Raw genomic sequence first — 12,825 nt, 5'->3', positions numbered from 1 at the left:
TTGTTTCATGGGCAGAAAAAAGAAGGAGAAGTACATTCCTCACGGACAGACTTCTCCATAACCAATCAAAAAAAACTATATTAACAATTTTGTAACCTAATAAAAACTATCTATATGAAACTTAGAAAACTGTTCTATATTCTATCAAAATGGATACTTACCCTCTTTAGCACCTCTCATAATGCCATCATAGGTATATTTATCACCTATCGTTCCATCAGCACGCTTAATCATAGCAAACGTACCACCATCCCAAAAAAACGGAACCATACCATGATTTTTCGCTTCACGAGTTACTACCTCATTAAATTGTTCGCGAGATTTATTATGAGCCTCTTGATTTTCTCCAAGTCCGGTACGCACCATTGCACCATACTCGCCAAGGATAACGGGAATTCCTTTGTCCACAAACTGAGATTTCATTTTAGCAAATAATTCACTCATCTCAGTCATATCACCAGAAGTAGCATTACGGTTGGAACCTTCGACTTTATAGTCTCCCCAAAAGTAGGCCATCCTCCCCCAATCTTCATCCTTCTCCAAACCACAGAATGTCCAAGGGGTATAGTAATGTACCTCGACCATTAGACGGTCCTTCACCACATCAGTAGGCATGTCGCCAAAGAGATTGTCGGTCTTGCCGATATCTGTAGACGGTCCTTGTACAATAAGATTGCGCACAGCATTGTTACCTCCCGTAGTACGCACAGCATCAATAAAAGTCTGCTCATAAGATTTCAATACAGCCATTTGGGCAGTATTTTCCACATTGGGTTCGTTACATCCGGCAAAAAGCAAATGCTCATCATAGACATTTAATTTATTCGCTATCTGAGTCCATAAAGCTTTTTGCTTCTTGTTATTAGCTTCCTGCTTGTCGGCAGTACAATTGTTTTCAAGCCAACCGCCATCCCAGTGGATATTTACAATGGCATACATATCATTGGATACACAATAGCCTACCACTTCATAAACACGGTTCAGCCATTCATCTTTTACCTTGTATGTCCCTCCGTCTTCTATATACTGATCCCAGGAACAAGGTATGCGTACCGCATTGAAACCAAGCTCTTTCACACTCTTGATAAGTTCCGCCGTAACCTTCGGGTTTCCCCATGCAGTTTCACCTCCAATAGCTTCCAGCGTATTTCCGAGATTCCAGCCTGCATACATCTTTGCCGCCAATGTCATTGCATCACTTTCCATACCCTCATCAGGCAGTTGACCGGCCATTTGACTGACAACAACCGTCTCTGTCAAAGTTCCTAAAGTCAAAGTGATAAGTCCCGAACGAGCAGTTCCATAATTAACTGAAACGATAAAACTCTTAACAGCTTCTGACATTGCAGCACGTGTACTGACCTCTTTTATCCAATCACTATCGACCGCCACTTGTACATCACCGTTTGTTATCAGTGTCACAATATAATTGCCTCCTTCAGCCGGTACCTTTTCCGGGAAAGTAGTCGACTCAACTACCAGTCCATCCGCAGCCGTCTGTTTCACAATAAAATGGCCAACCTCACTACCTCCGGACTTCACCATCACATTTGCTTCCCGGTCACTTGGTTCCGTATTGGCTTCAGTTGTAACCGCATATTTAAGGATAGTGCTCGATGTGGAGTTCTCGGCAGTGACTTTACACCAATCCGGCGCACTGCTGGTTACTTCCAGCGCAACATTCGATTTGATGTTCAATGTACTTGTTCCTCCGACCTTGGAGAAAGTCATTCCATTCATCAGAATTTTTTCAGGAATAGTAATTTCCGGAGTCACTGTTTCGTCATCACTGGAGCACGCACTCACAAAAGAAGAGAGGAAAAGTGCCAATAGCACCAAGCTAATCTGGAATCTTTTAATAATATTCTTCATGTTGTTTTTAGGTATTAAATAATGGTTAAAAGTAATAGCAAAAGTAGCGGAAAAAGTGAGAAATAGCCAAACAGCATGTTATGCCAAACAGTATGATTTGTTACCGAATAGGGTCAGAAAGTAATCAATAGCTGACATCAGGCGTAGCCTGTTTGTCCATCCTGGAATTCACAAGACAAGCAGGGATATCAAAATCCGGTTATTCCGGGCTACCATCCCGACTCAAGCGTTTGCCGCGTAGGCGATGACTTCTACTTGGTCAACAGTAGGGAGGTATCTATGCGCCAACCATCCGCTACAACAACGGAACATTCTACATGATTACCACCAATGTATCGGACAAAGGCAACTTCATCGTCCATACCACCGCCCCGCTTGGTGAATGGTCTGATCCTATCTGGCTGAAACAAGGTGGCATTGACCCCTCCCTCTATTTCGAAGACGGTAAATGTTATCTGGTCAGCAACCCCGACATAGGTATCTTTCTATGCGAAATCAACCCGATGACCGGCGAACAGCTCAGTAAATCCAAGCACATCTGGAACGGTACGGGAGGACGCCATCCGGAGGGTCCGCATATCTATAAGAAAGACGGCTGGTACTATCTGCTGATTTCTGAAGGCGGTACGGAATATGGACATAAGGTGACGATTGCCCGCAGCCGCACGATAGACGGCCCATACGAAAGCCCCCCACCAACCCGATTCTGACACACATTAACAAAAACGCCTAGAACAGCCCCATTCAAGGCACCGGGCATGCTGACCTTGTTCAGGCTCCCGACGGAAGCTGGTGGATGGTCTACTTGGCATTCCGCCCGCAAACGGGTTCCCACCATCTATTAGGACGCGAAACCTTCCTCGCTCCCGTGCGCTGGGCCACCAACGCCTGGCCTGTAGTGAATGGAGACGGGACCATTGCCCTGCAAATGTATGTTCCCACCCTGCCGCAACAAACGTTTGCAGAAAAACCTACCCGCACAGAATTCAAAGATGGTAAATTAGGAGCCGAATGGGTGCACATCCGGAACACTACACTTTCTCATCCGGCAAGTTACGGCTGAAAGCGACTCCCGTCAATTTGGATAACAGCAAGGAAAGCCCCATCTTCGTCGGCCGCCGACAAGAACATATCGATTTTACCGCTACTACTTCCATGCGGCTACAGAAAGCCTCTGCAGGAGATGAAACCGGATTGACGGTCTATATGTTTAAACCTGCACACTATGACCTTTTCGTCAAACAGCAGGAAGACGGGAAACAAGCTGTAGTATTACGCTACCGTCTCGGAGCAATGACCCATATAGAAAAGGAGGTGATTTTGCCTCAAGGTAAAGTGCAACTCCGTGTAAAAGGCGACAAAGACATATATTCCTTTGAATATGCTACGGACGGAAAGAATTTCAAGGAGATGGGACGCATGAATGCCTGCTATATCAGTACCGAAACCCCAGGTGGCTTTACGGAAATCACGCTGGGCCTATATGCAGCTTCCGGCTCGACTGGATCAGAGGCGTACGCAGATTTTGAATATTTCGACTACGAGAAATAAGCATATACCCGTTCTTCAGAAATTGAACTGATCAATAATCCTCCATTTAAAAGGAAAGGCTACCCTTCACGGGTAGCCTTTCCTTTTATACCTATTACAACAGACGCCACGAAAGCATCGTCCACCATAGGAGATTACAAAATCTCCAAGTTATCTATTGTTACCTTTACAGCATCCGGTTCGGTAATATCACTGAAGATATCAAAGATATCAATCACAAATACGATTGCACCATTAATGGCTGCTTCCGGCTTATAAGTAATAGTATAAGTACCGTCTCCTTTAATTTTAACATCGGACTCACCACTGTAAGAAGGCCACCATCCAGGAGCAGTGTACATCAACCCTGCATTATACTCTTTTGTCAGTGCATCTCCACTCAATCCGCTGATACTGAAAGTCAGCTTCATAGAATAATCAAACGTCAGAGCAGAAAGGTCTACCGGACTATCATTTTTAGTACTACCAAAATCATTGTAGATTTCAATACGGAAGTTATTCTTCTCTCCTTCGAGATGTCCGAACACCAGCTTACTGTTATCTACTACCACCGCTTTGGGTTCGGGAGTAGAAGAGCCTCCTGCTGCATTGGGAATAAAATGATAGGCAACATATTCCTCCTTATCACCATTACGTACTCCCAACCACATACTTGTCACATTTCCTGCCATAGTCTCCAGGCGAAGAATACGGAGCTGGTTATCAGAATTGGCAAAGAACATGATGTCTCCACCACCGATATGATAAGAAGGCACACCGCTTTCAAAAGAATAAATACCTTTTTCATCCAGTGTATATGTACCACTTACGGTTGTTCCGTCGGGCATGGAGAATTCATAGGTCATAGCCTTTGAATCCATAGTCAGAGAGAGTTTATCAAGGTCTGCTACTGGAGTTGCCCAGTCAGGATAATTGCCTGCTGTAAAGTTATTCATCAAACTACCATCCAGATTTGCCCAGTCAAAAGGAACATCAGCAGACATATTCCACTGAATAGTGGTACTTACTGTTTGAGATACAGCATCTTTCCATCCGTCGGGCAATGTGGGCTCCGGATCAGGCTGATCCTCGGGTACATAGTTGTCAGCAAACTCTTTAGAGACAAAGTTCCATATCAACCACCAAGCACCCTCACTATTATCACGCATGACAGCCACACGCAGATGGTTTTCATCCAGTTCCAGTATCTTCAGGTCTTTTCTCCAGTTTGTACTTCTATCAGTCCAGCCAGGAGTGTGTAGTAAATCACAATCTGTGAAAGTGATGGTATGGTTCTCTGTGTTCAGCATAAAGGTTCCTTTACTGTCCGTAGTACCTGAAACCGACTCGGAATGTACATTTACATTAGCTCCACCTTTCAAGTCAAAGGTCATTGTACTTGCCCAAATAGCATCATCACCAGTATGTCCCTTGCCCGGATCCCAGTTAGCTTCCCAATTATTCCATTCAGTAGTTTTTGAAGGGTCAGCATAAGTCATCTCACCTGCCGCATAGCCATAGGAACCATCGTCAAATATCCAAACTTTCTCACTGTCTACACCTCCGGTAAGGAATGACCACAATTCATCGTTTACAAAGTCCGCACAAAAAGTACTGATATCAAAAGTTGTAGGTTCACCGTAAATAACACCACCCCGTGTCTCTACACCAAATTTCACAGTATAAGTACCTTCAAAAGGCATCTTTAGTGTCACTTTCTGTTCTTGGCTGCGTCCTTGGGGATGCTCCCACAAAGCAGTGTAATTGACACCTAACTTACTTTCCAAATAAACAATGTTCGGATTCTTCGAGTCATGAGTAATCGTATAGGCAATACCCTCCACAAGATCATCAGATGTCACTCCTTTGTCACCCAGATCATATTCATCGGGGGAACAAGCGCTGAATATTAGCATCACACTTGCTATAAGCGAATAGATATAATAGTTTAATTTCATACCTTAGATTTTTTTATTTGTTATACATCCATTTACCAACCGGCATTCTGTTTCAGCACACCGTTTGAAAGGTTTATCTGGTTATAAGGTATTTGGCACAAACCTCTTGTTGATACAACCTTACTACTCTGTATAGTCACTACGTCTTCCACGCCACCACTGAGCACAGTACGAGTTTCGGCAATTTCGGAAGCAGCAACTTCCACACCCTGACGAAGCAGATCCCAGTAACGCAACCCTTCAAAAGCAAACTCGTACATGCGTTCTTTCAGGATGTTCTCCTTTGTTGCTGTCACGCGCTTGCTGGTATCACCACCAAAAGCGCGATCACGCACTGCATCCAAATAACTCTGGGCATTAGGACTACCGAGCTCTGCAGCCATCAGTAATACATCCGAATAACGAACTACAATGAAATCCTGATATGGACTAAGTTGATACTCGCCTGCACCTATGTCCTTTCCCATTACTTCATTTATTTCACTCCAAGTACCATCTTCAGCTTGTTGCCAAATAGCAAGTGGCGAATACTTTTTGATAGCATAACCCGTATACTCACGTTGGTCATTATAGAGCAACGAGAAATTATCGTGATCTACAAGGCCCTCAGCCTCGCAGTCAATAATGGACGCCGTACTGCGAGTGTCACCAGATTGAAAACTATTCACCAATTTCGGATTGACTGTACAGCCTCCCCAGCCTTGTCCATAAGGCACCGCAATCAAATTACGGAGTGCAATCATCACCTGCCAAGCATTACCATCAGCATTACCATTATAGTCTGATGTATAGTTGAATTTTTGAGCCAGTACTGTCTCTACATTGCCACGCCCTGCATACGTATTTGTCTTGGTATGGCTACCATCATTATTAGTTGTCCAAGTCACGGAAGCAGCAGGCCAAAGATTCTTGAACTCATCTATCAAACCAAATTCCCCGGAAGCAATCACATCTTCCACTCCTGCTAAAGCTTCAGCTCTAGTAAGCCCAGCAGGTTCTTTACCATAATAACCGGAATAGAACAGATAAACACGTGCCAGAAGAGCCTCAGCAGCATACTTCGTAATATGTCCGTCGTTAGATGCAGCTTGTGCTTTCGGATAGGCATTGGCCGGAATATTCTCGGCAGCATATTTCAAATCACTGATAATGAGCTGGTAAACGTCATCCGGATTTGCTTGCGAAATATTATCAGTAGTAGGAATATCCAACAAAGGGATATTTTCCCATAGACGAACCATATCAAAATAACAAAGTGCACGGATAGCACGTGCCTCTCCTATATAAGTGCCTCTTGTTGCTTCACTCGTCCAGTTAATGTCATCTGCACGGGAAATCAACTCGTTACAACGATAAACAGCGGCATAATAATTTTTCCAATCTGTTTCGTATATGTTCAAATCAGATGTAGACTGTGCCTGATCAAAACGATCGATTACTTGATAATTACGTCCATCAGCAACACCGGTAGCACCAAAACACTCATCCGACATCATCTCTGAAGCCAGATAAAAACCTACTCCCTTATTAGATGTAGTACATTGCCATCCGTCATAACAGCCTACCAAAGCGCGATAAGCGTCACTTTCTGTCTTGTAATAGTTTCCGGTGGAAGATTCCGTCTTCGATTCCACATCCAAGAAGCTGTTTGTGCAGGATGCCAGCCCAAAGCCGAACAATGCCAAAGCCAGTATATTTAATTTGAATTTCATCATTTCTTTCTTGTTTTTGGGTTTATGAGTCATAAGAACTCTTTTCTATTAAAACTTAAGATTAACGCCGAAAAGCACAGTACGCGGACGAGGATAATAACCGTAGTCAATACCCGATACCCAACTCTTTTTATTGCTGTCTTCCGGACCAAAACCTATTTCAGGATCCATACCATCATATTTGGTGAAAGTAAGTGCATTCTGTACTTGTATATAGGCACGACACTGCGAAATAACTTTGCCCTTCCAAAGACGGGAGAAATCATAACCCAGCGTAATGGCACTAATACGCAGGAAGTCACCATCCTGAATATAAAGGTCAGAGAATTGCCAGTTGACGTTAGTATCAGTCACACGCGGTATACGGTTACTTGTACCTTCTCCGGTCCAACGGTTGAGGATAGCAGTTGTATAATTTGATTTCTTATTAGTGTGGTTACGATAGCTCTGCACAATCTTATTACCTACAGAACCATTAGCATTCAGCGAGAAGTCAAAACCTTTATAGTCGAAGCCCAAATTGAAACCATAAGTAAAGTCCGGCATACCATTACCTAAGTCCACCTTGTCGTTGTCATCGATAATTCCGTTATGGTCTACATCTACAAACTTCACATCACCCGGCTTCACATCACTTTGCAACACACCGTTCTTGGCAGCAATCCAGTCGTCAATCTCTTGCTGGTTCTGGAAGATACCGGCAGTTTTATACCCCCAAAAGTAACCGATGGCATGGCCGTTGGAAGCGCGATAGAACTCAGGAGAGTTGTCATACAGCTGGTTTGTATTACCATGAATAATGCCATCTTCAGTAGGAATATTTCCTACCTTATTTTTATTGTAAGTACCATTGACACCAATGTTGTAGTGGAAATCCTTACCTATTTCATCATTCCAAGTCAGCGCCAGTTCAATACCGGTATTCTTTACATCACCACCGTTGATGTAAGGAGCACCTGTACCGGCAGTGGCAAGGATAGGAGCCTGTACCAGCCAATCTTTGGTTGTCTTTATATAAAAATCTGCATTCATACCCAAGCATCCATTGAGGAAACGGGCATCGATACCGATATTATATTGCTCGGAAGTTTCCCATTTCACATTCTCGTTGGCTAGACGGCTAGGATAAGCACCCCAGACATGATTGGCAGAGCCAAGGCCCGTACCAAACAAGTAATTGGTAGTAGAGCTCTTGATAGGAGCTGTATATTGGTAGTTATCAATATTCTGATTACCTACTTGTCCCCAGCTGACACGGAGTTTCAGGAAGTCGAGCCACTCGCGGGTACTTTCCATAAATGCCTCGTTCGTCAGTGTCCAACCTGCCGATACAGAAGGGAAGTAGCCAAAGCGATGACCACTGGCAAATTTGGAAGAACCATCGGCACGCACAGTAGCATTAATCATATAAGTCTCTTTCCAATTCCATCCCAAACGGGCAAAGTAGGAAACGGTACGTGTTTCATCATTCGGTTTACCATCTGCACCCAATCCCTGCTCGGGAGTAGTGGCTGACCCGTTGCTGACAAAAGCGTGGTCCCAATCATCAAATCCTTCTTTCAGGATACCATTTCTCGCCCCTACATAAGTGCCTTCATAGCGGCTGGATTCCATACCAATCAAGGCATTGAAGGAATGTTCACCCAAGGTCCAATCATACTGTGCAGTATTTGTCCAAACCATCGTCAAACCATGAGTCATGTTCTGGTTTACTTTTGTATTCTCCGTATTCTTAGTATAGATGTCAAACTGATAAAGGGGAGTATAACTGCGATACTCACTGGAACCATAAGTAGCACCGAATACAGTACGTATCTTCAAATTCTTAATCGGAGTCAACTCCGCATATACATTACCGGCGAAAGTGGCAGCCTTGTTCTCATTATTAGTGTTGGTCATCATGGAACCATAAGGGTTACCATCAGAATTGTGCCAATCGCTACTACTAGTGTCATTGTAAGGACTATCATACAGATTATTATCACTATATATAGGACTCAGCGGGGAAGTGGCAAATGCGCTGCGCAACGTATTGTTATACAAGTCACCTACATTTGTACCATTATTTTTCTTATATACGAAACTCACTTGTTCACCCACCTTCAAAAGGTTTTTGATGACCTGGTGGTCGGAGTTGATACGGAAGTTATAACGTTCGTAATTGGATACGTCAGCACCACCAACAATACCTTCTTGCTGCATATAACCTAAAGAAAGTGCATACGTAGAAGTGGCAGTTCCCCCTGTCACACCTAATGTATAACTTTGCGTCTTGGCATCATCCTTGAGCATAGCATCAATCCAATCCGTGTCATATATGTTACCATTAGCATCGCGAATTGACTTGAAGCTGTTCCAATCATAAGCGGCATTGCCACTATTCAATGCTTGTTCATCCATGATGGCCATATACTGTTCCGCATTCAGCATATTTGCTTTACGTGCCACATTCTGAATACCATAATAAGCATCCAATGAAACTACAGCCTTACCTTCCTTACCCGATTTTGTAGTAATCAACACTACACCATTGGCCGCCTGCGCACCATAAATAGCTGCAGAGGCAGCATCTTTCAGGATGTCAATACTCTCGATATCGGCAGGATTTAGCGTGGAGATATCGCCACCTACACCATCAATCAAATAAAGAGGAGAAGAATTACCTACAGTTCCCAAACCACGAATGGTCACCTTCATATCAGCACCTGGTTGTCCTGAAGTTGAAGTGATATTCACACCCGGAGTTTGTCCCTGCATAGCCTGCAACGGGTTGTTTGTATTTAGTTTGGCGATGTTATCACCTTTTACCTGAACCGTAGCACCAGTTACCAGTTTCTTCTTTTGGACACCGTAACCTACTACTACTACTTCATCTAGCATTTCCGTATCTTCTTTCAGAACCACGTTGATAACGGATGAAGCACCAACCTGAATTTCCTGGGTTTGATAACCGATATACGAAAAAATCAGCGTCTGCCCTTGTTCTGCATTCACAGAGAATTTACCGTCAATATCGGTAATACCACCTGTAGCAGTTTCTTTCACCTGCACACTGACACCGATCAACGGTTCATTGTCCGTAGCCGATGTCACAACTCCTGTAACGGCCTTGTTTTGAGAAGGATTAGCCTGAAGGCTACTGATTGCAGGTACCAATAGCAACAGTACCCATGCAATGCGGCACAAATGCAAATTTATGCACTTTTCCAAGAATGTTTTTCTCATTGTACATTGTTTAATAGTTAATATCAAAGATTTTATAACGCTCTTTGTCAATGCAAAGAACCTGGATACAAAAGTATGGAGGAACAAGGAAAGAGTGTCGAGAAATTGTTACGAAAAGTATATGATTTCGTTAATCAAGGCTTCTAAAATGTTACTAAAAAAGGTATAATTTGTTTTCCATCCCTTCTCTAAACCTTTTAAAGAGGGGGGGGGGAGATTCTTCCCATCCCCCTCAATGCTGGAATTGATTTCATCTCACTTTTCCATCCCCAATATACTTTCTCCGGAATACAAAGAACCATTTCTTTCTAAAAACGTTCTCAGGAAAGTACAACCTAAAACTTAACAGATAATGAAAAAATTAGTAGTATTTGCAGTACTTGCCGCAATCGTGGCAAGCTGCACCAATGACAATCCGCCCCAGATAGAAAAAAGTAGTGAGTTGGTATCACCACGACTCTTGATGGACGTGTCCACAGAAAGCGGACAAAGCCCGCTGACCGGCATACTGACCATCATGCCCTGTAAGGCGGGCACCTCTATTTATTATGGGAACTATGTAAACCGAAAGCTGACACCTTTTTACGGTTACTACCAAGTTAAAGACGGAACTTTCTATAACGATGGCGTCAATCGGGAATTATCCTTACCCGCAGGTCCCTATAACATGATTTACTGGGGAACCCCTAAATACGAGGAGCCGATTTATGCACATCCTCTTATGAGGGACCCGGCCTACATCTTAGGCGAAGACATGTCCCAGCAACACTTTTCCTTATTCAAAATGGAAGCGGACACAACCTATTATCCGGTATTCGACTTGGTACATACCGTCCAACCTGCCAACGTCGGAAGTGAAAACCTGAAAGCATCCCTTAAACGGGTAGTGACCGGACTGAAGGTAATCATCAAGGACAAGAATAACGGCATCCTCAGTTCGAGCATCGACAGCATGGTAGTGCGTATCACTAATATTGCCGGAGAACTAAATTTCTACACTGCCGTTCCTCAGGGAAGCCCGCGCACAGTAGCCTTCCCTCTAGTCCGTTCCATCGACGGTACGCAAATGAGCAATGCCACCGTCATGCTTTTCCCTTCTTTCGGGAAATCAGAATTCCAGATGAACATCATACTGAAAAACGGAAACGTAAAAAGTTTCAAACAAACATTGAACGAACCTTTGAAAGCAAACTCCAAACTGACTCTGACCCTTACTCTGGGAGACATCTTTTCCGAAGAATCATCCGGAGAATTCACCATTGACAACTGGAACGAGGAAAGCCAGACAATCGATGTCCCTTCATTGGATTGAGCTTACCGCATCAAGGAAAGATAGAACGGTGTGCGCCCATCTTATAAAAAGGCAACGTGAACCAGAAAGTGGAGCCCGTGCCTAACTGCGTCCCCCTATCTCCTCTTTCAGTTCCCTCGCAATGTTTTGCGAAATGGCCACTCCCAGTCCGATACCCTGCTTAAAGGAAGCCTGTTTACAAAGCGATTAAAAATCCCCTGCGCATTATAAGATGATATCCCCGTCCCGGTATCGGTAACATAAAAAAGGATATACCCATTTTCGGGCATCCCGTAAGCAACAGTAATGCTACCGGCAGCAGTAAACTTCAACGCATTGCTGATGAAGTCATTAAATACCTACATAATTCTGCGCAGGTTGGTATACAGCAGCAAACCGGGCAATAGCGTAACCGTGGCCATACGCACGTCTTTATTGGTCAGCCTAATACTTGTGGCCTGCTCTATCTCGAACACCATTTTATTGATATCCACATTGGCATAGACATATTCCAATGTGCTGGCTTCTATCTTCGACAAATCCAGAATGTCATTGATGAGCTGCAACAGCAGTTCATTATTCCGTTCTATAATATTGAGATACTCCACCCGTTCTTCCTCGGACACTCCCGTGGCCAGAATACTCAAAAAACCGACTATTGCATTAAACGGAGTACGCATCTCATGACTTATATTGGCTAGGAAAGTCGATTTTATCTGGTTGGATTCCTCAGCCTCCTCTTCGGCCAGACACAGCTTGCACTCCATGATTTTCAAATCAGTAATGTCCTAAGCAGTATAAACAATCCACTTGCGACCATCAAAATTATTGTTCTGGAAGGAAAACCACTCCTTGCTCTTCTTGGTAAAAAAACGTCGTATACCCTCTTGCGGAATCCCCGCCTTGACCAGCTGCTCTTCATCCTCTTTCCTAATTAAAGCTACAGCCTCTGGCATTGTTTCAAAATCCGTCTAGTCTATAGCCTCTTTGGCCGAATATTCAAAGAGTTCCTCTGCCTTTTTATTCCCAAAAGTATAGCGCATCTCATCATTTACATTCTTCACTTTTGTTGTAATGAGAAGATTATCAAGAATGCCTTCCAATATTGCGGATACCCCTCTCCCGGTTCCTTTCCCTCATTTTTTTCATCCGCCTCTTTTTACGTTGGTCCCATCTACTGGGATTGAAACCCAAAACAAAAATGTTTCAGCTATGTTTCAGTAGAAAAAGACAAAAC

8 protein-coding genes and 1 pseudogene are annotated in these 12,825 nt (G+C 43.6%); 2 read left to right on the top strand and 7 right to left on the bottom strand.

Features of this window, described 5'->3' with window-relative positions:
- Positions 1–144: 144 nt before the first annotated feature.
- Positions 145–1,872, bottom strand: coding sequence for a cellulase family glycosylhydrolase (locus EYA81_RS10300; protein ID WP_117599762.1), 1,728 nt, complete (start codon positions 1,870–1,872; stop codon positions 145–147).
- Positions 1,873–2,073: 201 nt separating this feature from the next.
- On the opposite strand from EYA81_RS10300, the pseudogene EYA81_RS19810 reads away from it, so the two are divergent.
- Positions 2,074–3,423 (top strand): annotated as a pseudogene (locus tag EYA81_RS19810) (glycoside hydrolase family 43 protein).
- Between the two features lie 134 nt (positions 3,424–3,557).
- Here EYA81_RS19810 and EYA81_RS10290 read toward each other — a convergent pair.
- Genes EYA81_RS10290 through EYA81_RS10280 form a run of 3 tightly spaced genes read right to left on the bottom strand, consistent with a single transcriptional unit; the run spans position 3,558 to position 10,297 of the window.
- Positions 3,558–5,360: a hypothetical protein gene (locus EYA81_RS10290; protein ID WP_117599763.1), complete on the bottom strand. Its 1,803-nt coding sequence runs from the start codon at positions 5,358–5,360 to the stop codon at positions 3,558–3,560.
- A gap of 32 nt (positions 5,361–5,392) precedes the next feature.
- Positions 5,393–7,075, bottom strand: a complete 1,683-nt coding sequence (locus EYA81_RS10285) for a RagB/SusD family nutrient uptake outer membrane protein (RefSeq protein ID WP_117599963.1) — start codon at positions 7,073–7,075, stop codon at positions 5,393–5,395.
- A 45-nt stretch (positions 7,076–7,120) separates the two neighbouring features.
- Positions 7,121–10,297 carry a TonB-dependent receptor gene (locus EYA81_RS10280; protein ID WP_131225702.1) on the bottom strand — a complete coding sequence of 1,059 codons (3,177 nt, stop codon included), beginning with the start codon at positions 10,295–10,297 and terminating at the stop codon, positions 7,121–7,123.
- A 352-nt stretch (positions 10,298–10,649) separates the two neighbouring features.
- Here EYA81_RS10280 and EYA81_RS10275 point away from each other — a divergent pair, with 352 nt between their 5' ends.
- Positions 10,650–11,609 carry a FimB/Mfa2 family fimbrial subunit gene (locus EYA81_RS10275; RefSeq protein WP_117599765.1) on the top strand — a complete coding sequence of 320 codons (960 nt, stop codon included), beginning with the start codon at positions 10,650–10,652 and terminating at the stop codon, positions 11,607–11,609.
- Positions 11,610–11,716: 107 nt separating this feature from the next.
- On the opposite strand, the gene EYA81_RS19930 is transcribed toward EYA81_RS10275, so the two are convergent.
- From EYA81_RS19930 to EYA81_RS19215, 3 genes are read right to left on the bottom strand one after another with little or no spacing between them, the layout of a single operon-like run.
- Positions 11,717–11,920, bottom strand: coding sequence for a hypothetical protein (locus EYA81_RS19930; protein ID WP_332055716.1), 204 nt, complete (start codon positions 11,918–11,920; stop codon positions 11,717–11,719).
- Positions 11,921–11,947: 27 nt separating this feature from the next.
- A complete protein-coding gene (locus EYA81_RS19620) occupies positions 11,948–12,355 on the bottom strand; it encodes a sensor histidine kinase KdpD (RefSeq protein WP_227186442.1) in 408 nt (135 codons plus the stop codon).
- A gap of 21 nt (positions 12,356–12,376) precedes the next feature.
- On the bottom strand, positions 12,377–12,544 hold the full coding sequence (locus tag EYA81_RS19215) for a hypothetical protein (RefSeq protein ID WP_165491376.1): 168 nt from the start codon (positions 12,542–12,544) through the stop codon (positions 12,377–12,379).
- Between the last annotated feature and the right edge of the window lie 281 nt (positions 12,545–12,825).

Origin of the sequence: Bacteroides sp. A1C1 (genome assembly GCF_004328515.1) — a bacterium.
GTDB classification, from domain to species: Bacteria; Bacteroidota; Bacteroidia; order Bacteroidales; family Bacteroidaceae; genus Bacteroides; species Bacteroides uniformis.
Note: the sequence above shows the minus strand (reverse complement) of the source record. Positions and strands in the feature narration are given on the sequence as shown.